The sequence below is a fragment of the Actinoplanes sp. NPDC051411 genome, from assembly GCF_040682075.1.
In the GTDB taxonomy this organism is placed as follows: Bacteria; Actinomycetota; Actinomycetes; order Mycobacteriales; family Micromonosporaceae; genus Actinoplanes.
The window spans coordinates 1-21,415 of sequence record NZ_JBFBAD010000059.1; the positions used below are offsets into that span (position 1 = coordinate 1).

General features: G+C 72.1%; 21 protein-coding genes and 2 pseudogenes. 11 read left to right on the forward strand and 12 right to left on the reverse strand.

The genetic code is table 11. From position 1 onward, the window contains the following. Positions 1 to 46: 46 nt before the first annotated feature. A complete protein-coding gene (locus AB0M88_RS29150) occupies positions 47 to 238 on the reverse strand; it encodes a CsbD family protein (protein WP_364107756.1) in 192 nt (63 codons plus the stop codon). Positions 239 to 350: 112 nt separating this feature from the next. On the opposite strand from AB0M88_RS29150, the gene AB0M88_RS29155 reads away from it, so the two are divergent. Continuing rightward, on the forward strand, positions 351 to 1,121 hold the full coding sequence (locus tag AB0M88_RS29155) for a class I SAM-dependent methyltransferase (protein ID WP_364107758.1): 771 nt from the start codon (positions 351 to 353) through the stop codon (positions 1,119 to 1,121). Here the strand turns inward: AB0M88_RS29155 and AB0M88_RS29160 are convergent. Continuing rightward, positions 1,079 to 1,384 carry a MarR family winged helix-turn-helix transcriptional regulator gene (locus AB0M88_RS29160; RefSeq protein WP_364107760.1) on the reverse strand — a complete coding sequence of 102 codons (306 nt, stop codon included), beginning with the start codon at positions 1,382 to 1,384 and terminating at the stop codon, positions 1,079 to 1,081. The genes AB0M88_RS29155 and AB0M88_RS29160 overlap by 43 nt on opposite strands. Before the next feature lie 328 nt (positions 1,385 to 1,712). Here AB0M88_RS29160 and AB0M88_RS29165 point away from each other — a divergent pair. Continuing rightward, positions 1,713 to 1,850: pseudogene (locus AB0M88_RS29165) on the forward strand (zinc-binding dehydrogenase); the annotation flags it as partial. 93 nt (positions 1,851 to 1,943) lie between these two features. On the opposite strand, the gene AB0M88_RS29170 reads toward AB0M88_RS29165, so the two are convergent. Together AB0M88_RS29170 and AB0M88_RS29175 are read right to left on the reverse strand one after the other, a co-directional pair. Next, positions 1,944 to 2,420: an Lrp/AsnC family transcriptional regulator gene (locus AB0M88_RS29170; protein ID WP_364107762.1), complete on the reverse strand. Its 477-nt coding sequence runs from the start codon at positions 2,418 to 2,420 to the stop codon at positions 1,944 to 1,946. Positions 2,421 to 2,446: 26 nt separating this feature from the next. Continuing rightward, positions 2,447 to 3,583 carry an acyl-CoA dehydrogenase family protein gene (locus AB0M88_RS29175; RefSeq protein ID WP_364107764.1) on the reverse strand — a complete coding sequence of 379 codons (1,137 nt, stop codon included), beginning with the start codon at positions 3,581 to 3,583 and terminating at the stop codon, positions 2,447 to 2,449. 60 nt (positions 3,584 to 3,643) lie between these two features. Here AB0M88_RS29175 and AB0M88_RS29180 point away from each other — a divergent pair, with 60 nt between their 5' ends. The 6 genes and pseudogenes from AB0M88_RS29180 to AB0M88_RS29205 form a co-directional block, all read left to right on the forward strand. Then, positions 3,644 to 4,558: a 5'-3' exonuclease gene (locus tag AB0M88_RS29180; RefSeq protein ID WP_364107766.1), complete on the forward strand. Its 915-nt coding sequence runs from the start codon at positions 3,644 to 3,646 to the stop codon at positions 4,556 to 4,558. Further along, entirely contained in the window at positions 4,558 to 5,007 is a 450-nt protein-coding gene (locus tag AB0M88_RS29185) for an NUDIX domain-containing protein (RefSeq protein WP_364107768.1), read from the forward strand. Before AB0M88_RS29180 ends, AB0M88_RS29185 begins: the two co-directional genes overlap by 1 nt. Before the next feature lie 2 nt (positions 5,008 to 5,009). Then, positions 5,010 to 5,681 carry a maleylpyruvate isomerase N-terminal domain-containing protein gene (locus tag AB0M88_RS29190; RefSeq protein WP_364107770.1) on the forward strand — a complete coding sequence of 224 codons (672 nt, stop codon included), beginning with the start codon at positions 5,010 to 5,012 and terminating at the stop codon, positions 5,679 to 5,681. 801 nt (positions 5,682 to 6,482) lie between these two features. Next, entirely contained in the window at positions 6,483 to 9,500 is a 3,018-nt protein-coding gene (locus tag AB0M88_RS29195) for a discoidin domain-containing protein (protein ID WP_364107772.1), read from the forward strand. A 186-nt stretch (positions 9,501 to 9,686) separates the two neighbouring features. Next, positions 9,687 to 10,532, forward strand: coding sequence for a hypothetical protein (locus AB0M88_RS29200; protein ID WP_364107774.1), 846 nt, complete (start codon positions 9,687 to 9,689; stop codon positions 10,530 to 10,532). A gap of 83 nt (positions 10,533 to 10,615) precedes the next feature. After that, a pseudogene (locus AB0M88_RS29205) lies at positions 10,616 to 11,434 on the forward strand (IS5 family transposase); the annotation flags it as partial. 290 nt (positions 11,435 to 11,724) lie between these two features. Here AB0M88_RS29205 and AB0M88_RS29210 read toward each other — a convergent pair. Further along, positions 11,725 to 12,207, reverse strand: a complete 483-nt coding sequence (locus AB0M88_RS29210) for a GNAT family N-acetyltransferase (protein ID WP_364107776.1) — start codon at positions 12,205 to 12,207, stop codon at positions 11,725 to 11,727. Between the two features lie 5 nt (positions 12,208 to 12,212). Next, complete coding sequence (locus AB0M88_RS29215; RefSeq protein WP_364107778.1) at positions 12,213 to 13,208, reverse strand: aldo/keto reductase; 996 nt, start codon at positions 13,206 to 13,208, stop codon at positions 12,213 to 12,215. A 102-nt stretch (positions 13,209 to 13,310) separates the two neighbouring features. Between AB0M88_RS29215 and AB0M88_RS29220 the strand changes: the two genes are divergently transcribed. Beyond that, positions 13,311 to 14,156 carry a helix-turn-helix transcriptional regulator gene (locus AB0M88_RS29220; RefSeq protein WP_364107780.1) on the forward strand — a complete coding sequence of 282 codons (846 nt, stop codon included), beginning with the start codon at positions 13,311 to 13,313 and terminating at the stop codon, positions 14,154 to 14,156. On the opposite strand, the gene AB0M88_RS29225 is transcribed toward AB0M88_RS29220, so the two are convergent. The 5 genes from AB0M88_RS29225 to AB0M88_RS29245 all read right to left on the reverse strand — a co-directional run bounded on the left by AB0M88_RS29225 (position 14,143) and on the right by AB0M88_RS29245 (position 18,460). Then, positions 14,143 to 14,652 carry a DinB family protein gene (locus AB0M88_RS29225; RefSeq protein ID WP_364107782.1) on the reverse strand — a complete coding sequence of 170 codons (510 nt, stop codon included), beginning with the start codon at positions 14,650 to 14,652 and terminating at the stop codon, positions 14,143 to 14,145. The genes AB0M88_RS29220 and AB0M88_RS29225 overlap by 14 nt on opposite strands. Positions 14,653 to 14,701: 49 nt before the next feature. After that, a complete protein-coding gene (locus tag AB0M88_RS29230) occupies positions 14,702 to 15,265 on the reverse strand; it encodes an HD domain-containing protein (RefSeq protein WP_364107875.1) in 564 nt (187 codons plus the stop codon). A 97-nt stretch (positions 15,266 to 15,362) separates the two neighbouring features. Then, positions 15,363 to 16,064 (reverse strand): methyltransferase domain-containing protein, encoded by a 702-nt coding sequence (locus tag AB0M88_RS29235; protein WP_364107784.1) that lies wholly within the window; start codon positions 16,062 to 16,064, stop codon positions 15,363 to 15,365. Positions 16,065 to 16,076: 12 nt separating this feature from the next. Further along, positions 16,077 to 17,324, reverse strand: a complete 1,248-nt coding sequence (locus AB0M88_RS29240) for an MFS transporter (RefSeq protein ID WP_364107786.1) — start codon at positions 17,322 to 17,324, stop codon at positions 16,077 to 16,079. Next, positions 17,321 to 18,460 (reverse strand): ROK family transcriptional regulator, encoded by a 1,140-nt coding sequence (locus AB0M88_RS29245; RefSeq protein WP_364107788.1) that lies wholly within the window; start codon positions 18,458 to 18,460, stop codon positions 17,321 to 17,323. Before AB0M88_RS29245 ends, AB0M88_RS29240 begins: the two co-directional genes overlap by 4 nt. Before the next feature lie 211 nt (positions 18,461 to 18,671). Between AB0M88_RS29245 and AB0M88_RS29250 the strand changes: the two genes are divergently transcribed. Both AB0M88_RS29250 and AB0M88_RS29255 read left to right on the forward strand, forming a co-directional pair. Further along, complete coding sequence (locus tag AB0M88_RS29250) at positions 18,672 to 20,264, forward strand: MFS transporter (RefSeq protein WP_364107790.1); 1,593 nt, start codon at positions 18,672 to 18,674, stop codon at positions 20,262 to 20,264. A gap of 21 nt (positions 20,265 to 20,285) precedes the next feature. Further along, complete coding sequence (locus tag AB0M88_RS29255; protein WP_364107794.1) at positions 20,286 to 20,912, forward strand: TetR/AcrR family transcriptional regulator; 627 nt, start codon at positions 20,286 to 20,288, stop codon at positions 20,910 to 20,912. On the opposite strand, the gene AB0M88_RS29260 is transcribed toward AB0M88_RS29255, so the two are convergent. After that, entirely contained in the window at positions 20,909 to 21,394 is a 486-nt protein-coding gene (locus AB0M88_RS29260; protein ID WP_364107795.1) for a hypothetical protein, read from the reverse strand. The genes AB0M88_RS29255 and AB0M88_RS29260 overlap by 4 nt on opposite strands. Positions 21,395 to 21,415 lie beyond the last annotated feature (21 nt).

Below are 21,415 nucleotides of genomic sequence, written 5' to 3' on the forward strand. Positions count from 1 at the left end.
ACGGGGCCGCGACAAACCCCCCCCGCCCCTCCCCCTGCGGGTCTTCTCAGCTGAACGCGTCGCGGACGTCCTGACCGGCGTCCTTCACGTGCTCGCCGGCCTTCTTCGCCTGGGCGGCGGTCTCCTGGGCCTCGCCCTTGGCGACCAGGCTCTCGTTGTCGGTGGCGCGGCCGACGGCCTGCTTCGCCTTGCCGGTCAGCTCTTCCGCCTCGTTCTTGACCTTGTCGGTGAAGCTCATCGCTATCCTCCGCGTTTGGTGTCGCTTGGTGCTTATCGGATTCCCGCGGCCGCGGTAACCCAAACCGCAACGCGCACAGCGTCCTAGGATGTTGCCGGTTAAGATCGCCGGTGTGACCGATCACGCCGCGCACGCGAACTCCTTCGGGCCCGTCGCCGACCTCTACGACCGCGCGCGGCCCACCTACCCCGCGGTGGCGCTGGACTGGCTGCTGGAGTGGCCGGCTCCCGGCTCTTCGTCGGCCGGTGTCCTTCCGCGGGTGATCGACCTGGGCGCCGGGACCGGAAAGCTCACGCGGCTGATCCGCGATCGCGGGCTGCCGGTGACCGCGGTCGAGCCCTCCCCCGGCATGCGCGCCCAGCTGGCGGCGTCGGTGCCGGGCGTGCCGGTCGTGGACGGGTCGGCCGAGTCGATGCCGCTGCCGTCCGGATCGGCCGACGTCGTGCTGGTCGCGCAAGCCTGGCACTGGATGGATCCGGCACGGGCGGTCCCCGAGGTCGCCCGGGTGCTCGCACCGGGCGGCCGGCTCGGGCTGCTGTGGAACGTCCGCGACGACCGGGCCGACTGGGTGCGCCGGCTCGACGAGATCATCGGGAACCGCGACTGCGCGTCGGACGAGGCGGCGGTGATCGGAGCGCCGTTCGAGCCGGTCGAGCGCAGGTCGTTCCCCTGGGTCCACACGATCGGGCCGTCGCTGCTGCAGGACCTGGTCGCGTCGCGCAGCGCGGTGATCCTGCTCCCGGCGGACGAGCGGGCGGCACTGCTGCGCGAGGTGCGGCAGCTGGTGGCCACCCACCCGGACCTGGTCGGGCGGACCGACTTCTCGCTGCCCTACGTCACCTATTGCACCCGGGCGAGCTTGCCGAGCAACTCCCGCAGCTGATCCCCTTCCGCGGGCGAGAAAGCGGACGTCAGGCGCTGGTTGGCGGCCCGCCCCAGCTCCTCGGTGCGCGTCAGCTTGTCGCGACCCGCCGGCGAGAGGGTGACGGCGTTGCGGCGGCGGTCGCGGGAGTCGCGGACACGGTCGATCAGGCCGTCGCGGAGAAGGCCGGCGGTGCGGGCGACGATCTCCTTCGGGTCGACGTTCAGGACACGGCCCAGTTCGGCCTGCGAGATCGGGCCCAGCTCGGCGACCGCGGCCAGCACGGTTCACACGCGCTGGTGCCCGCTGCCCTGGCCTCGCGAGTGCCGTCGTGGGCGCCGGACACCCTCGCGGTCGCCCTCCTGCGCAGCGGGCAGGTCGCGTCGGGAGTGCCCGGGGCGGCCGGGACGGGGACGTCGGTGCTGATCACCGGGGCGGCCGGCGGGGTCGGCCACCTGCTCGTGCAGCTGGCGCGGCAGGCCGGCTTCGCGACCGTGATCGGGGCGGTCGGGTCGGCCGGCAAGACCGGGTTCGTGCGCTCGCTCGGGGCGTCCTCGGCCGTGACCTACGCGTCGCTCCCGGGCGTCGCCCGAGGCCTACGCCGCGCAATCCGCGCGTCTGTGGGAGCTGGCGCGGTCCGGGGCGGCGCGGGCGGTGGTGGATTCGACGTTCCCGCTGGCCCGGGCGGCCGACGCGCACCGGCACATCGAGGCTCGCCGGAACCGCGGAAAGGTCGTGCTGCTGCCGTGAGGGTTGTGCCGCGCTCAAGATCCGGCCCGCACACCCGCTATGTCATCCTAGGAAGCTAGGCTGACAGCTGGATGCCGGCCGCGCAAGGCTGCGCTACTGCTCCGCTTCGGCCGCCACGGGGGCCGACGGCGCGATGCGGGGCGGGCGGTTCTCGTACGGCGTGGACAGCACCACCGTCGTCCGGGTGGTCACGTTGGCCGCCGTGCGGATCTCCTGCAGGAGGCGCTCGAGGTCGGCCGGGCTGGCGACCCGGACCAGGAGCATGTAGAAGTCCTCGCCCGCGACCGAATAGCACGAGTCGATCTCGGACAGGTGGGCCAGTCGCTCGGGGGCGTCGTCCGGCTGCGACGGGTCGAACGGGCGGATCGCCACGAACGCGGTCAGCGGCAGGTCGAGGGCCTCGTAGGAGACCCTCGCCGCGTACCCCGAGATCACGCCCCGCTGCTCGAGCCGGCGCACCCGCTGGTGCACCGCCGACACGCTGAGCCCCACCCGTTCCGCGAGGTCGGTGTAGGACAGCCGGCCGTCCGCGGTGAGGGCGCCCACGATCGCCCGGTCGATCTCTTCCACGGGCGACACCCTACCCGAGGAGGTGATCAGTCCCGGGTGAGCGAGCGGCTGATGACCAGTCGCTGGATCTGGTTGGTGCCCTCCACGATCTGCAGCATCTTGGCCTCGCGGAACCAGCGCTCGACCGGGTGGTCCTGCACGTAGCCGTACCCGCCCAGCACCTGCACCGCGTCGGTCGTCACCCTCATCGCGGCGTCGGTCGCGAACAGCTTCGCCTTCGCCGCCTCGATCGAGAACGGGCGGCCGGCGTCCTTGAGCCGGGCCGCCGCGAGCAGCAGCGCCCGCGCCGCCGACACCTGGGTCGCCATGTCGGCGAGCATGAAACCCACCCCCTGGAAGGAGGCGATGGGCTTCCCGAACTGCTCACGCTCTTTGGCGTACGCGCACGCGTAGTCGACAGCCGCCTGGGCGAGCCCGACCGCACACGCGGCGATGCCGAGCCGCCCCGCGTCGAGCGCCTCCATCGCGATCGCGAAGCCGCTGCCCTCCGCGCCGACCAGCCGGTCGGACGGGACCCGGGCGCCGTCGAACACGATCTGGGCCGGGGTCGACGAGCGCAGGCCCATCGTCCGTTCCGGCTTCTGCGGGATCAGTCCGGGCGTGTCGGCGTCGGCCAGCAGGCACGAGATGCCCTTGGCGCCGTCCCCGCCCGTACGGGAGAAGATGTTGTAGAAGTCAGCGTGACCGGCGTGGGTGATCCATGCCTTGGTGCCGGTGACGACGAAGTCGTCGCCGTCGCGCACCGCGCGGGTTGCCAGGTGGGCGGCGTCGGAGCCGCCCTGCGGTTCGGAGAGGCAGTAGGCGCCGAGCAGCTCGCCGCCCAGCATGTCGGGCAGCATCTTGCGCTGGCGCTCGGTGCCGTGGCCGTAGACCGGATAGCAGGAGAGGGTGTGCACGCTGACCGCCTCGGCGATCGCCAGCCAGCGGCCGGCCAGGATCTCGAGAACCTGCAGGTAGACCTCGTAGGGCTGGCCCGCTCCCCCGTCGGCCTCGGGGTAGGGCAGGCCCAGCAGGCCGGAGCGGCCGAGCGTGCGGATCACGTCGCGCGGGAACTCGCCGCGTCCTTCGAAATCGGCCACCTTGGGGTCGAGTTCGCGCGTGGCGATCTCACGGGTGAGATCGAGGAGGTCGTACGCCTCGTCATTGGGGAGTAAGCGATCCACTACCCCAGCTTAACGTTCGTTAGGGCGAGATTGTCAGACCCGGCCGCTAAGGTTTGCCGCGTGTCCGGACAACCACTGCTCGCCGTCGACTCGGCCAGCCTCTACTTCCGCGCCTTCCACGGCATCCCGGAGAAGGCCGCGCAGACGTCCGCGGGCGAGCCCGTCAACGCCGTGCGCGGCTTCCTCGACATGCTGGCCCAGCTCATCCGCACCCGGCACCCCGACCGGGTGGTGTGCGCGCTCGACAACAGCTGGCGGCCGGCGTGGCGGGTCGCGCTCGTCCCGTCGTACAAGGCGCACCGCGTCGCCCACGGCGACGTCGAGATAGTCCCGCCGGCCCTGGAAAAACAGGTCCCGCTGCTGCTCGAGGTGCTGCGCGCGATCGGCATCCCGGCGTTCGGCGCCGACGGTTACGAGGCCGACGACGTGCTCGGCACCCTGGCCGCGACCCAGCCCGGCCCGGTCGAGGTGGTCTCCGGCGACCGCGACCTGTTCCAGCTGGTCGACGACTCGCGCGGCACCCGGCTGCTCTATTGCGGGCGCGGCGTCGCCAAGCTGGAGGACGCCGACGACGCGCTGGTTCTCGCCAAGTACGGCGTGCCCGCCCGGTGGTATGCGGACTTCGCCGCCATGCGGGGCGACCCGAGCGACGGGCTGCCGGGCGTCGCCGGGGTCGGTGACAAGACGGCGGCCCGGCTGGTGTCGCGCTACGGCGGCATCTCCTCGATCCTGGCCGCGCTCGACGACCCTGACTCCGGCTTCGCGCCCGGGGTGCGGGCGAAACTCGACGCGGCGCGCGACTACCTGGCGGCGGCGCTGCCGGTGTGCCAGGTGGCGCTCGACGTGACGCTGCCCGACTTCGACCCGGCGATGCCCCGCTCGCCCCGCGATCCGGACGCACTGCTGGCCCTGGCCGAGAGGTGGAACCTGGCCGGCTCGGCCCGCCGCCTGGTCGACGCGCTGGCCGCGGGCTGATGGCGCCGCCGGTCCACCCGGTCGACGTGTTCCTCGTGCTCCACGACGGCCCGTCGGTGCTGCTGGCCCTGCGGCAGAACACGGGCTATCACGACGGCCGGTGGAACCTGCCGTCCGGCAAGCTGGAACACGGTGAGGACGCGCTGAGCGGCATGATCCGCGAGGCCCGCGAAGAGATCGGCATCCGCTTGTCCCGGTCCTCGGTCCGCCTGGCCGCCACCGTGCACCACCGCGTCTCCGCCGAACACGCGCGGATCGGGCTGGTCTTCGCGGCCGGCTCCGCCCCGTCGTCGCAGGGCACGCCGGTCAACGCCGAGCCGCACAAGTGCGGTGGCCTCGGCTGGTTCCCGGCCGGGTCGCTGCCGGCCGAGATGTCTTCCTACAGCGCCGACTGCATCCAGGCCTATCTGTCCGGTGCGGCGTTCACGCTGAGCGGCTGGGACGCCTAGCGGTGCACGTCGACCACGCCCCGGCCGCGGCGACCTTCCTCGAGGAACTCGACCTGTTCGCCTCGACGGTCACCGGCCTCGACGACGATTCGCTCGTGGCGGCCAGTCACTGCCGGGGCTGGACGGTCGGCGACGTCGTCGTGCACGTCCATCTCGGACTGCAGGAGATGCTGCTCGGGCTGGTCAGCGTGGTCGAGTCGGCGCCCGACACCGACGCCGGCTCCTACTGGCGCGCCTCGCTGCCGACCAACGACGAGGCGGCCGACCGGCTCGACAACGTGCGGTTCGTGCGCCTGCTCGCCGCGGCCTACCGCCGGCCGTCCGGGCTCGTACGCCACCTGCTGCCCACCGTCGACGGCGTCCGGTCGGCGGTGCGGGCGCTTCCGTCCGGCGCCGTGCGCTTCCAGGGGCACGTGCTGTCGACCGGCGATTTCCTGGCGACATGGGCGGTCGAGCTGGCGATCCACCAGCTCGACCTGGCCCGCGAGCTGACGCCGGCGCCGCCGACGGCCGGATCGCTGCGCCTCACGCGGGCGACCGTGGAGGCGCTGGCCGGTTTCGCGCTCCCGGCCTCGTGGGACGACCGCACGGTCGCGTTGCTGGGCGCCGGGCGCATCCGGCCCGACGCCGCCCAGAGCGAGCTGATCGAGGCGCGCCTGCCCGTCCTGGGTTGAGCGCGACACTCGCCGGCCTCGGGGTGAGCCGGCGGCGCTCGGCGATTTCGGGGTAAATCGAGTGCCGCCGAGCTCGGCGACCGAAATGCGGCGGGCAGCGGGACGGTGGTACTCAGGAATGGTGCCGTCGCCGCCCGAGGGCATCGGACGTTCCCGCGGCGGGCTGAACGGACGGCCGCGGCCGGTCCCTGGGACAGGCCGCGGAGACCCCTCAGCTGATACCGCTGCTGGATCGGTCCGGATCGCCACGCCCGGACCCGGGCGGCCACGGCACGTCCGAACCACGCGTATTCGTCACGGGCCGACCCGTGAGGCCCTGCGGGACAAACACATCACCGCCACGCCGTCCGCCTTCGACCCGGACGCCGGCAAACGGCGCCGGCACCGGCGCGGGCGACGTGCGGACGGCGCCCGCGGAGACGACGTTGACGCGGACGGCCAGGTCGCGGGCCAGGCCTTGCTGGAGGTGGTCACCACCCCGCCACCCGCGTCGAGTCTGGGAGGCAGGAGGGCGCCGTCCAGGCGTACGGCCGCAAGCAGGTTGAAAGCAACCTCGCCCTGCCGATGGTTCTCCGTGGCGGCACGCGGCCGGCTCCGGTGATGGTGACGTCTCTGCGACGACCGCCGGCCCTTCCGCCGGGCGAGGATCAACCCTGCTTCGACGGTTGTCTTGTTCCGAAACCGATGCGCCGGTCTTGACACCCGGAGGCGCCGGGCGAAGCCTGACTGGGAGAGCGCTCTCCCCCGCTTCTGGCCCGGTATCCCCCATCCCCGAATCCCCCAAGAACCGAGGCACAAGCCGTGACTACGAGTCGCATCGCGCTGCCGCGCGCCCGGATCACCCGCCGGCTCCTGCTCGCCGCCGCGCTGGCCGTCATGCTCGCCGGCTGGATCGCGGTGGTCGTCCTCCCCGCCGACGCCGCCACCACGCTCCTGTCCCAGGGCCGGCCGGCGACCGCCTCGTCGAGCGAGAACGCCGCCTTCTCCGCGTCGTCGGCCTTCGACGGAGACGGCGGGACCCGCTGGTCGAGCGTGTTCTCCGATCCGCAGTGGATCCAGGTGGATCTCGGCTCGACCGCGACCGTCAGTCAGGTCGTGCTGCAGTGGGAGGCCGCCTACGCGACCGCGTTCCAGATCCAGACGTCGGCGGACGGGCTGAGCTGGACCAACATCTACTCGACCGCGGCCGGGACCGGTGGAGTTCAGACGCTCAACGTCAGCGGATCCGGGCGATATGTCCGGATGAACGGAACCGCGCGGGCGACCGGCTACGGCTACTCGCTGTGGGAATTCCAGGTCTTCGGAACGGCGGGCGGGAGCACCACGCCGCCGACGACGGGCGGGAGCACGCCGCCGACGACGGGCACCTGCGGCACCACCAACGTCGCGCTCCTCGGGACGGCCACCGCCTCGAGCGCGGAGAACGGGAACGACGACGCGTTCGCCGCGATCGACGACAACCCGACGACGCGCTGGTCGAGCGCGGTCGGTGATCCGCAGTGGATCCAGGTCGACCTGGGCGGCCCGTTGCCGATCTGCCAGGTCAAGCTGCAGTGGGAGGCGGCCTACGCGACCGCGTTCCAGATCCAGATCTCGTCCAACGGGTCGAGCTGGACGAACCTGTACTCGACCACGGCCGGCACCGGCGGCACGCAGACCCTCGGCGTGAGCGGCACCGGGCGCTACGTCCGCATGTACGGCACGGCCCGCGCGACCGGCTACGGCTACTCCCTGTGGGAATTCGGGATCTACTCGGCCGGCGGCGCGACGGTCCCGCCGACCACGCCGCCGACCCAGCCCGCTCCCGGCAACTGCCCGTGGGTCAACTCGGGCGCCTCGGTGCCGAGCAAGGTCGCCCAGCTGATGGGCCAGATGTCACTCCAGCAGAAGACGCTGATGCTGCACGGGACCACGCCGACCCGGACGTACATCGGTGAGGTGCCGGGAATCCCGGCGCTCTGTATCCCGACGATCAACTACGAGGACGGGCCGTCGGGCGTGGGCGACGGGCTCGGTGGGGTGACGCAGATGCCGGACGGGGACGCGCTCGCGGCCACCTTCGACCAGGACTACGCCAACCTGTACGGCCAGACGGTCGGCGCCGAGTTCGCCGGCAAGGGCGTGAACGTGGCGCTCGGCCCGACGGTCAACATGGTCCGCGACCCTCGGTGGGGCCGGGCGTACGAGACGTTCGGCGAGGACCCCTACCTGTCCGGGCAGATCGCGGCCGGCGACGTCACCGGCATCCAGAGCAAGGGCGTGATGGCCGAGGTCAAGCACGCCGCCGCGTACAACATCGAGCAGCCGGCCGGCCCGATCGTGGTCGACCAGCGCACCCTGCAGGAAATCTACCTGCCGGCGTTCCAGACCGCCATCACCCAGGGCAACGCCGCCGCGGTCATGTGCGCGTACAGCAACGTGAACAACATTCCGTCCTGTCAGAACCCGTCGATCCTCAACAACGGCCTGTACCAGCAGGCCAAGTTCACCGGGTTCACCGGCTCGGACTGGGGCGGCATCCACTCGACGGTCGAGTCGGCCAACGCCGGCCTGACCCAGGAGATGCCGGGCGGCTACTACTACGCCGACTTCCTGCAGCAGGCGGTCGCGAACGGCACCGTCACCCAGGCCACTGTCGACACGATGGTGTCCCGGGTGCTGACCAAGATGTTCGAGTTCGGCATGTTCAACCACGCGCCGAGCGGATCGGCCACCGCGGCGGTCACCTCGGCCGCGCACCAGCAGGTCGCGACCCGCGGCGCCACCGAGGGCACCGTTCTGCTCAAGGACAACGGGCTGCTCCCGCTGCCGGTGACCAGCGGAAACTCGGTCGCCGTGATCGGTGTCGACGCCGGCGCCGGCACCCAGACCATCGGCGGCGGCAGCGGCACCGTCACCAGCTCGGGCACGATCACCCCGTTCGCCGGCATCCAGAACCGCCTCAACGGCACCGGCGTGACCGCGACCTACAACGAGGGCACCGACCAGGCCGCCGCGGCCGCGCTGGCCCGGAGCTCGACCTACGCGATCGTGTTCGCCAGCGACAACTACGGCCACGAGGAGGCCGACAACACCAGCCTCAACCTGCCGGACGACCAGGACGCGCTGATCGCCGCGGTCGCCGCCGCCAACCCGCGCACGATCGTCGTCCTCAACGACAACTCGGCCATCCTGATGCCGTGGCTCAACCAGGTCGCCGGCGTCTTCGAGGGCTTCTACGACGGCCAGGGCTGGGGCCGCGCGATCGCCGCGCTCCTCTACGGCGACGCCAACCCGTCCGGCAAGCTCCCGGTCACCTTCCCGCAGTCCCTCGCCGACGTGCCGGCCTCGACCGCCGCGCAGTGGCCCGGCGTCAACGGCCAGGTGCAGTACTCCGAGGGCCTGAACATCGGCTACCGCTGGTACGACGCCAGGAACAAGACACCGCTGTTTCCCTTCGGCTACGGCCTGTCCTACACCAACTTCACGTTCAGCAACCTCCACATCGGCGCCATCACCAACGGCACTGCCACCGTGACCGCGACCGTCACCAACTCCGGCGCCCGGGCCGGCGCCGAGGTCGCCCAGCTCTACATCGGCCAGCCGGCCGCCAACGGCGAACCGCCCCACCAGCTCCAGGGCTTCCAGCGCCTGACCCTCAACCCGGGCGCCTCCGCGACCGCCACCTTCACCCTGCCGATGCGGGCGTTCGCCCACTGGGACACCGGCTGGGTCGCCACCGCCGGCACCTACCAGATCCTGGTCGGCGACTCCTCCCGCAACCTCCCCCTGACCGGCACCGAAACCGTCCCCGCGACGGTCACCGTCCCGATCGCCTGAAAACCCGTGGGCCGGGGCCCTCTCGAAGGGCTCCGGCCTTTTTTCCGTACGGCGTCCGGGCCCACGAAAGCACGAACCCACTCCCGCTTCGACAACGCGGCCCTCGGCCGGGCCAAGGCCGCAGCGCGCCTTTCGCGCTACGCCGGACCCCTAGGATGAGCCGTGTCGCACACCCCGGGGGGCTAGTTGATCGACGGCGCTGAGCACCTTCGCCGGTTCCTTCGAGACCGGCAACACCGCAACGCCGCCGCGAAACGCCCCGGCCTGTCCCCCTCGGACCAGGCCGAGGCGCGCGGCCTGGTGAACGGACTCGTCGCGGCGGGAACCGTCAGCGAGGCAGTCGCCAGGTCCATCCTGGACGAGGTCTTGGCGGCCGCACGCGGGCCACACGGAGCCGAGATCAGCAAGCGGACCGGGCACTCGCTTCCGGTGCCACGTCCCCCGGTCCTGGTTCAGGTCATCCCCGTAGCGGCTCCAGCCCCGGACACCCGAGACGTTTTTGCCCTAAGCGCCGACGTGTGGAGCGCATCGGTCTCCGTGCGATTCGGCTTTCCCCCGAACATCGACGCCGCCCGGCTCTTTCGCCATGAGCGGCGCTGCACCGCGATCGACGACCTCGGCACCACGTACAAAGAGTTCTCCCGCGCGACCACCGACGCCGGCGGACTGGTGATCAGCACGCGATTCCTACGCCCCGCTCCCAGCGAGCAAGCCACGACGTTGACGGTCAGACTGGACGACAACACCACCGTGGTCGTCCACCTTCAATTACTATGCCTGGTGACGACGGACGCGTGTCGCACCTCTTCGACCGCGGGAACACCAGCACCAACCGCGGGTCGCAAGCCCACCCGCCCGTCGCGTTCTGCCATCTGTCCGGCGGCCGGGTGCTGCTCGCCCGACCAGCGCGTTCTCACCGCTGGTGGCGCCGAAGGCACCAACCGCGTCACCAGACCTTTGCCTAGACCGTGTTTCGTAGGCGTCGGCTTTTCCGGCGTGTTGGTGATCGATAACAGAAGAGGTCTCCGGTAGTTGGTTCAGCGACCAAGCTAGAACTTCACACCGCAGACCTCGTGCCGAGCGTAGCGGCAGCGAGGCGACACGACTTGACCGACATGCAATGGGCGGTGCTCGAACCGCTGGTGCCTGCGGCGACGGGCCGTGATCGGCGCGCAAATGGACCATGAGACTGATCATCGACGGGATCCGGTGGCGGGTCCGTACCGGCTCACCGTGGCGTGACGTGCCCGAGGTGTATCCGCCGTGGCAGACCCTATATCGATGGTTGCGCCGCTGGCAGCGTGACGGCGTCTGGGCTCAAATCCTGGCCTCATTGCAGGCCCGAGCGGACAAGGCCGGGCTGATCGACTGGGGACGATCAGCGTCGACTCGACCATCAGCCGCGCCCACCAGCACGCGGCCGGAGCCCGCCGAAACGGCCAAACGCAGAAAGAGCCGCCCGGTGGCGTGCAGATCGAGCCGGCCGATCACGGGCTCGGCCGGTCTCGGGGCGGCCGGACCACCAAAACCGATCTGGCCTGCGAACAGGGCCGCAAACTGATCGCCGTGCTGGTCACCGCCGGTCAGCGTGGCGGCAGCCCCCAGTTCCTCAGAGTGCTGGCCGACCTGCGGGTCGCCCGAACCGGCGGCGGCCGGCCACGGACCCGACCCGACACGGTGCTTGCCGACAAGGCGTACACGTCCAGGGCCAACCGCGCCCACCTGCGCACGCGAGGCATCAGAGCATGCATCCCGAGCAAGAGCGACCAAGACACGCACCGTAAGGCCAAAGGGCCCAAGGACGGCCGCCCGCCTTCAACCCCGAGCTCTACCGCCTGCGCCACGCCGTCGAGTGCGGCATCAACCAACTCAAACAACACCGCGCCATGGCCACCAGGTACGACAAACTCGCCGTCCGCTACGAAGCCACCCTCACCATCGCCGCCATCAACCAATGGCTACGCGCCCTACGAAACACGCCCTACGGCGCCCGAAGCCGGAAACCCGTGTCTACGAACCCACCCGCAATCACGACGCCGCCGCGGATACCTCGACGCCGCTCAAACTTCGACGAGCCACCATGGCGGCGACGTCCCCGCAGCCCTCTGCTGAGCCCTCCGGGTCGAGGCGGCCGATGAGCGGGCTGACCGTCACCGCCGGTCGCCGGCCGACATCGACACCATCCGGGACCAGCTGGTCCCGCGCTGAAATTCGGCGGCCGGCTTCAGACCGGGAAGACACTGGTGCGGGTGAACTCGACGGCGCCCAGCCGGTCGTAGAAGCGCTGGGCCCCGTCGTTGCCGGCGATCACCGAGACCGTGGCGAACTCGATGCCGGCGTCGCGCCAGCCGGCGCGGACCGCGTCGAGCAGGGCGGTGCCCAGGCCCCGGCCGCGGGCGGACGGGAGCACGGCCAGGGTTTCGAGGCGGCCGACGTGGGCGCCGAAGTTCCAGGCACTCGACGACGGGGTGACGCGGGCGGCGGCATAGCCACTGACGGTGCCGTTGTCGTCGGCGACCAGGAGTTGCCAACCCGGCTCCCGCGACCACGACGCGTATTGGCCGCGGCGGGCCGGCCAGCTTTCGGCCGCGCCGACCGGCGCCGCCATCGAGGCGAGGGCCGCACCGGCCTCATAGTGATGCGAGGCCAGCGCGATCCACAGGTCGGCCACCTCGTCGAGGCCGGAGGCGGCCCGGACAGTCGTCATGGCTGTCAGTTTCCGGTACCGAGCGACGACATCAAAGCCGACGGGTAGCGGTCGCCGCGGGCCGAGCCGGGCGGGACCGCCTTCTCGATCTCGGCGAGGTCGGCGCCGGTCAGCGTGATGTCGAGGGCGGGCAGGGCCTCGGCCAGGCGTTCCCGGCTGCGGGCGCCGACCAGCGGGACGATGTCGTCGCCCTGGGCGGCGACCCACGCGATGGCCAGCTGGGCGACCGTGCAGCCTTTCGCGTCGGCGACCGCGCGCAGGGCGGAGACCAGCGCCAGGTTGTGCTCGACGTTGCCGGCCGTGAACCGGGGGCTCATTCCGCGGAAGTCGCCGGGCGCCGCGACGTGGCCGGGGCTCCAGTGGCCCGAGAGCAGGCCGCGGCCGAGCACGCCGTACGCCGTCATCCCGATCCCGAGCTCCCGCAGCGTGGGCCGGATGTCGGTCTCGACGCCCCGGGACAGCAGCGAGTATTCGATCTGCAGGTCGGCGATCGGGTGCACGGCGTGGGCCCGGCGGACCGTCGCCGCGTCGACCTCGGACAGCCCGATGTGGCGTACGTATCCGGCCTCGACCATCTCCTTGATGGCGCCGATCGTGTCTTCGATCGGCACCGACGGGTCGAGCCGCGCCGGCCGGTAGATGTCGACGTAGTCGACTCCGAGACGCACCAGCGAGTAGCCGAGGAAGTTCCGGACCGCCGACGGCCGGCCGTCCGGGCCGCCGAAAACGTTGCCGGGTCCGCGCATCTGGCCGAACTTGACGCTCAACTGGTAACTGTCGCGGGAAAGGCCGTGCAACGCCGACGCCAGCAGCAGCTCGTTGTGGCCCATGCCGTAGAAGTCGCCGGTGTCGACCAGCGTGACTCCCGCGTCGAGGGCGGCGTGCACGGTGGCGACCGCCTCGGCGCGGTCGGTCTCGCCGTAGGCACCGGACATGCCCATCGCCCCGAGGCCGAGGGCGGAGACGCACGGGCCGGTGGTTCCCAGGGTTCGTTTCTGCATGTCGCCAGTCTGCGGCCGCCCCGGCGGTCCCGGGAGCGGAGCGCTCATCGTAGGAGCGCGACTCCCTGGATCGGACGGCCGGTAGGGCGGCACCATGGGGTGATGCAGCGTGACCAGCTCGCCGACTTCCTGCGCCGCCGCCGCGAGGCGATCCGCCCGGCCGAGGTGGGCCTGTCCGACGGCCCGCGCCGCCGCACGGCCGGCCTGCGCCGGGAGGAGGTGGCGATGCTGGCCGGCATGTCGGTCGACTACGTCGTACGCCTGGAGCAGGGCCGCAGCAGCCAGCCGTCGGCCCAGTTGCTCGGCGCGCTGGCCCGGGCGCTGCGCCTGTCCGACGACGAGCGCGACCACCTGTTCCACCTGGCCGGGCACCGTCCGCCGCCGGCCGACGGGGTGGCCCGCCAGGCCCGGGCCGGGCTGGTGCGGATGCTCGACCTGCTCGAGAACACGCCGGCGCTGGTGCGGTCCGACCTGGGCGAGACGCTGGCCCAGAACCGGATGTCGTTCCTGCTGCACGGCGACTTCGGCCGCTTCACCGGCGACCGGCGCTACCTGATCTACCGGTGGTTCACCGACGAGGCGGCCCGGGTCGTGCACGTGCCGTCCGAGCGGGAGCGCCTGGCCCGGCTGCTGGTCGCCGACCTGCGGGCGGCGGCCGGGCGGCGGGCCGGCGACCCGGTGGTCGAGGGTCTGGTGGCCCGGCTGCGGGAGGCGAGCCCCGAGTTCCGGCGGCGGTGGGAGGACCACGAGGTGGGGGTCCGGCGGGCCGACCGCAAGACGCTGGTGCATCCGCGGGTCGGCCCGATCCGGCTGGACTGCGAGACGCTGGTCACCCCCGACCTCGGCCAGGAGCTGCTGGTGCTCACCCCGGTCGACGCCGAGGCCCGGGAGCGTCTCGATCTGCTGCGGGTGCTCGGCACCGAGGAGTTCGCGCCTACTCCCCGGTAGAGACACCGGCGAGTTCGGCGACGATGTCGAGGTGGCCCAGGTGCCGGGCGTACTCCTGGGTCAGGTGGAACAGGACCCGTTCCAGGGTGGCCGGCGGCCGGCCGTCCCAGCGCGGACCGGGCGCGCCGACGGCGTCGAGATCGCCGGCCGCGACCACGTCAGCGGTGTGCTTTCCCTGATCGCGCAGGGCGGCGACGAGGCCGTCACGGGTCTCGTCCGGCGCGACGTGCCAGCGGTCGTCCCGCTCGTCGCCCCACGGGTCGCCGACGTCGCGGCCCTGGAAGCCCCACGAGATCCACCGCAGCTCGACGAACCGCAGGTGCTTGACCAGTTCGAGCGGCGTCCACCCGGACGGCAGCCGGCTGCGCCGCAACTCCTGGTCGGGCAGCTCGGCCACCTTGGCGATCAGGCTCTCGCGGAAGTAGTCGAGGTAGCGTACGAAAACCTCGGCCCGGCCGGCGGCCGGAATCGTCGGTGACGGAAAAGGCAGGCTCATCCCGCCATTCTCCGGGCGGACCCCTTTCCCCGTACGCCCCGGGAAGGCGTCAAGCGCCGATCGGGTACGCGTTCTGAAACGCCAGCCGGGCGTCGGCGCCCGCGGCGAGGGCCGTCAGCTCGTCGTCCAGCGCGAGGAACGCCTCCCAGGGCGCCTGCCCGTTCAGCAGCCCGAGCCGCTCGACGACCAGTTGCTCGAGGTCCTCCTGCCGCTTCCCCTTCCAGATCTTGTCGGCCAGGCTCACCAGGTGGTCCTCGAAGCCGGCCCGCTCCGAGCCCCAGCTCCCGTGCGTGCCCGCGAACCGCGCGAGCCGGGGCTCGACCCCGGCCTCGAGCAGGAGCCGCTCGCCGGCCGCCTCGTGCCGGGTGCCCGGCTCCGACAGCTCGCCCAGGTGCAGAACCTTGCCGATGTCGTGGGTGGCCGCTCCGAACCGGACGGCCTCCCGGTCGAACGGCGCCGCCGGGCACGCCACCTCGGCCCAGTCGACCAGCGAGACCACCACGTCGTGCACCGCCCGCAGGTGAGCCCCCAGGCGCGCGGGCGCCCCGGCCTCCCGCAGCAGCGCCGAGGCGGCCGGCGGCAGCGGCCGGAACGGCGGGTCGGTCAGCGCCATCTCCAGCACACCAACCAGGCTACCGGCGTTTCTCGGGGAGCCCGCCGGGACGATTCCGCCGACGCCCGCGATGCGGCCGGTCTGCCACGGTGGCCGGTCAGCTACGGCGGGCGGTGACGAGCCAGGCGCGGGAGTCGAGCCGGACACCGTCGTCCGTCAGCCGCTCGGCGAACGGGCCGGCCAGCCGGAGCAGGACGTCTGACGCCGCAGCGGGCGGGAGCTGCTTCATGAAGGCGAAGCTCCGGACCCAGTCGAGTGCGGCCGCGACGGACGGGCCGTAGTAGACCGGCTCGTGGATGTCGTCGCAGGCGATCGCGGCGAAGCCCGCCTTCTTCAGGATCTGCTCCACGGTCGCCCGGTCGGACAGGGAGAAGGGATCCGGGCCCCCGAGCGGACCGCCGACGGCCTGCCGGAGGAGTTTGTCCCACTCGTTGCGGTCGGCGGCCTGCCAGACGAGCATCACCAGCCGGCCGCCCGGCGTGAGGGCCCGGCCGATGTTGGTGAGGGCGGCGACCGGGTCGTCGAAGAACATCGTGCCGAAGCGGCTGACCGCGACGTCGAACGAGGCCGGCTCGAAGGCGTACGTCTGGGCGTCGGCCCGCTCGTAGGTGACGGTGTCCGAAGTCGGCGAAGCCGCGATGGCCGGGTCGACGCCGAGCACCGCCGACGCGATGAGCGCGGCGTCGCGGGTCGTCTGCCCGGCGCCGCAGCCGATGTCGAGGACCCGGTCGCCCGGCCGCAGGGACCAGGCCCGGCGCAGCACCGCGTGGTAGCGGACGAGCTCGGCGTCGTAGTTCATGACGCCGCCAGGCTACCGCCGGCGGGCGCGGGCCAGCTTCAGCACGGCGAAGGCGGTCAGGGCCAGGCCGGCCGCCGAGAGGTAGGCCGCGCGGTAGCCGACGTGCTGGGCCACGCCGAGGATCGGGCCGGCCATCATCTGACCGGCCGGGAAGGCGTTGGTGAACAGGGTCGACGCCCGGCCCGGCTGGCGCGGCAGCATCTCCTGCACGTAGCTCACGCCCAGCCCCTGCACGACCGAGACCGTGCAGGCGGCGAACAGCTGGGCGGCCGCGACCTGCCAGACGTGGGTCGACGCGGCGACCGACAGGGTGTAGGCGATGCTGAACAGCGGCCCGCACAGGACCAGCCGCCGCAGCGGGACGCGGGTCGTGAGGAAGCCGAAGCCCAGCATCAGCGGGATCTCCAGGCCGGCGCAGACGCCCAGGATCACGCCGGCCGAGCCGATCCCGCCGTGCAGGTCGGTGATCACGAACAGCGACATCGCCTGCACGCCGAGGCCGGTGGCGCACTGCATCAGGGCGAACGCCGCCACGGTCAGGAAGATCACGCGACGGGGTGCATCCGGGGCCGGTGCCGCCGGCGGCGGCTCCGGCGGGACGTACGGGACGGGGCCCGATCCGGCCGACACCGACTCGGCCGCCGGTTCGGGCGGGACGTGGACCGGGGGCGCCGCCGGCAGGAGTCGCCACGCGATCAGGGCCGCGAGCAGGTACATCGCCGACGAGACCGAGTAGGACAGCCGGAAGCCGCCCAGCCCGACCAGGACGGTCGCGACGAACGGGCCGGCGACCCACGACACCGAGAACAGGGTCCGCAGGGAGCTCGTCGTCATGGCGGCCCGGTCGCTTCCGGCGACGGTCGTCCGGACGTACGCGAACAGCTGCGGAACCAGCGACCCGGCCGCCGCCGTCGCGGTGACCGTGAGGGCCAGCAGAGCCCAGTAGTTCCTGATCATCGAGGTCGCGAGCGTGCCCGACGCGCCGGCGAGCGCCGCCGCGATGATCAGCTGGCGGCGGATCGGGTAGCGGTCGGAGAGGCGCCCGAGGACGGTCGAGACCGTGACCGACGAGAGCGGCGCGATGATCAGGAACGCCGTGACCTGCAGCGACACGGCGTGGACGGCCTGGGTGAGGAAGAGCGTGAGGAACGGGCCGACCATGGCCGTCGAGGTGCCGACGGCGAGGAAGATCAGGGCCATGGGCAGCAGGCGGCGGGCCGTGCGGCTGGTTGCGGCCGCCGGCTGGAGGACTGAGGTCATCGATCAGCCTCGTTGCGGGCCAGAGCCACCGCCCCGAGCAGGTCGGCGTGTTCGCCGGTCTCGCCGGCCAGCACGGTGACGGCCTCGCCGGCGGGCGGGGAGGCGTACCGGTTGACCGTCTCCCGGATGCCGTCGACGATGATCCGCCCGCCGGCGCCGGTGGCGCCGCCGACGATGATCGCCTCCGGGTTGAGCATCGTCGTGGTGTCGGCGAGGGGGCGCCCGACGGCCCGGCCGAAGTCGCCGAGCAGCCGGCGCAGGCCGGGGTCGCCGGCATCGGCCAGCGCCAGGATCCGCGGATAGGTGAGCGGCTCGTCGTACGCCGACTGGGCACTGCGCAGCAGCGACGCCCCGGCGTGGATGAGGCAGCCGCGCCCGCCGCAGGAGCAGAGCGGCCCGTCGTCCTGGATCTGGATGTGCGCGAGCTCGCCCGCGAAACCGGTGGCGCCCCGGTGCAGGCCGCCGTTGATGATCAGCCCGGCGCCGACGCTGTGCTCGCCGAGCATCACGTAGACCAGGCTCTGGCGGCCCCGGCCGGCGCCGAACCGGTGTTCGCCGAGCGCGCCGAGGTTGGCGTCGTTCTCGACCAGCACCCGGGTGCCGGTCAGCGAGGCGAGTTCGGCCGCCGGGTCGACGAGCGCCCACGCCGCGTACGAGTTGCCGTGCCGGGCCAGCGAGCCGACGCCGCGCTGGTAGGGCGCCGGGATGCTGAGCACGACCCGGTTCATCTCCTCGAGCGCGTAGCCGGCGCGGGTGGCGACGGCCGCCAGCAGGCCGGTGGCGGTGTCGACCCGGAAGTCGGCCTTGCTGATCGGGTGGGTCTCCGAGGCCAGGATGCGGCCGCTGACCGTGACCACGGCGACCCGCAGGCCGTCGGCGGCCGGGCTGAGCACGCCGACGACGGTGGCCGGCCCGGCCAGCGCCAGGATCTCGGCCGGCCGCCCGCGGCGGCCGGTGCCCGCGGTCTCCCGGGTGACGACCAGGCCGCGGGCGATGAGGTCGCGGACCAGGCTGGTGACGGTGGCGCGGGGAAGTTCGAGCTGGGCGGTGAGGTCGTTGCGGCTGATCTCATCTCGGATGGCTATCTCGGCCAGCACGCGCCGGTGCGGCGGCCGGAGGTCGGCCGGGTATCCCATTTTCAGCTCAGTCCGCCCTAATTCGCAGGTCTCCCCTACTGGTCTAACAGAGCGCACGGGCCCTTACAACGTGACGTACATCCGCTCGATCGGGCCGAAATCCCGTGACGAGACCCACATTCGATACGAGACAGTTCCGTTTTTCAAAGGACGCTCCTAGTCTGGCTCCAGATACGGAACCGTTCCGTATCGATTTTGGGGGAAGCACCACATGGAAGCCACCACCGCAACACCCCAGACCGGGCACCCCCGGCGCTGGCTCATCCTGGGTGTGCTGGTCATCAGCCTGTTGGTCGTCGTGCTCGACAACACGGTGCTCAACGTGGCTCTCCGCACGATCTCCGATCCACAGCGCGGCCTCGGTGCGACCCAGAGCCAGCTCGAGTGGGCGATCAACTCCTACACGCTGGTCTTCGCCGGACTGCTGTTCACCGCCGGCATCCTGGCCGACCGGCTCGGCCGGCGGATCACGCTGATCACCGGGCTCGCGCTGTTCGGCATCGCCTCGCTCATCTCGGCGTACGCGCAGAGCGCCGACCAGCTGATCGCCGCCCGCGCCCTGATGGGCCTCGGCGCCGCCGCCGTCATGCCGGCCACCCTCTCGATCATCGCGAACGTCTTCGACCCCCGCGAGCGCGGCCGGGCGATCGGCATCTGGGCCGGCGCGGTCGGCCTCGGCGTGGCGATCGGCCCGATCGTCGGCGGCCTGCTGCTCGAGCACTTCTGGTGGGGCTCGGTCTTCCTGATCAACGTCCCGATCGCCCTCGCCGGCGCGATCCTGGTCGGCATCATCGTCCCGGAGTCGCGTGACCCGCGCCCCGGCCGCATCGACGTCTTCGGCGTGCTGCTCTCGATCGTCGGCCTGACCCTGCTCACCTACGGCGTGATCGAGGGCGGCGACAAGGGCTTCGGCAGCACCCAGGCGTGGGGCTCGCTGGGCGCCGCCGTCGTCGTGCTCGCCGGGTTCGTGGTTCTCGAGCTGCGCCTGAAGTACCCGTCGCTCGACGTCCGGCTCTTCTCCAACCGCAGGTTCGCCGCCTCCACCGGCATGATCGGCCTGGTCTTCTTCGCCGCCATGGGCGCGATGTTCTTCGGCGCGTTCTACCTGCAGCTGGTCCGCGGCTACGGTCCGCTCGCGTCCGGCGCGCTGTTCGTGCCGTTCGCGGTCGGTCAGATGATCTTCGCCCCGCGCAGCGCGGCCATGGTCAAGCGGTTCGGCCCCAAGGCGGTCAGCGCGGTCGGCCTGCTGCTGGTCGCGATCGGCCTGGCGTCCTGGCTGTTCATCGGCGCGACCACGCCGATCTGGGTCGTCGGCGCGGCGTTCGGCATCATGGGCGTCGGCATGGCCAACGTGATGCCGTCGGCCACCGAGACCATCATGTCGGCGGTGCCCCGCGAGAAGGCGGGCGTCGGCTCGGCGGTCAGCAACACGATCCGGCAGCTCGGCGGCGCGCTCGGCGTGGCGGCGCTCGGCGCGGTCATCTCGTCGGTCTACCGCGGCCGGCTCGGCGACGCGACCGACGGCCTGCCGTCTGCCGCGGCCTCGGCCGCGAAGGAGTCCATCTCCGGGGCGTACGGCGTGGCCGAGCACGCGGGCCCGGGCGCCGGAGCTCTCGTCCAGCACGCCAACGACGCGTTCATCACCGCCGTGCACTACGCCTCGATCGGCTCGGTCGTGGTCGCCCTGCTCGGCGCGCTGGTCGCGCTGATCTGGCTGCCCGGCAAGCGCCCGGCCACCGCTCCCGCGCCGACCAGCTCCGAGGCACTCGCCGAGGAGCAGGGCGTGGAACTGGTCGAAGCGTGACACGCCGGTAACATGAGTGACATGCGAACGGGTGGCACCGACCTCGAGACCGGCCAGGACCGTAAGGCTCCTGGCCGGCCCCGCGATTCCAAGGCCGACGAAGCCATCATCGAGGCGGCGATCGCGCTGCTGGCCGGCGGGCTGAGCGCGGGCGCACTGTCCATGGAGGCGGTCGCGGCGAAGGCCGGCGTCGGCAAGGCGACGATCTATCGCCGCTGGCCCAACAAGGAAGCACTGCTCATCGACGCGGTCGCCACGATGAAGGGCCCGCTCCCCGAGCTCACCGGCGAGTCGGTGCGCGACGACCTGGTCGCGCTGGTCGCGGCCAACTGGACCAACCGGGCCAAGCGCTACGGCAAGGTGACCGCGTGTCTCCTGCCGCAGTACACCCGCGACGACGAGATGCGCCGCGTCTACCAGGCCATCACCGAGCCCCGCCGTGAGGCGATGCGTAACGTGCTGCGGCGCGGCATCCAGACCGGCGAGCTGCGCGCCGACCTCGACGTCGAGCTGAGCCTGCTGATGATCAGCGGCCCGTCGGTCGCGCAGAACATGTTGCATTTCAACCCGAACGTGCCCGAGGAGGGCTTCCCCGAGGCGCTGGTCGACGCGTTCCTGAGAGGTGCCGGCGCCCAGGACGGGCTCTAGCGTTCGGTGGCCGCCCCGATGAGGCGGGCGAGGGCCTCCGGGACCTGGCCGCCCATCGACGCCGGCGGCATGCGGCGCGGCCGGTCCTGGCCGCGGGTCCGCACGAGGATGTGACGGTCGCCCCGCAGGTCGACGGCGACCGTCATGCGTTGGTGGGTGTCGCCCCACACCTCGGAGACGAAGACGAACGCGACCGGCACCCGGCCGTTCCGGTTCATCGCGGTCCGGAAGCGCCCGGCCGCGTCCCGGCCGGTCCAGCTCCGGGCCACCCTCGTGAGGATCGCCGCCGGGTGCTCGGAGCCCCAGATGTCCTCGCGGTCCAGCATCTGCCGCCACACCAGGACGCGGGTGTCCGCGTCGCCGGCCGGCCGGTCGAAGATTCCGTAGAGAGCGGGCGGCTGGTTCCAGCCGCGCTCCTCGAACTCGGCCTCCAGCTCCCGCAGGGCCGCGTCGAACGCCGTCCACATGTCGTCCGCGGCCATTCCGCTCCCCCGTCCTCCGGT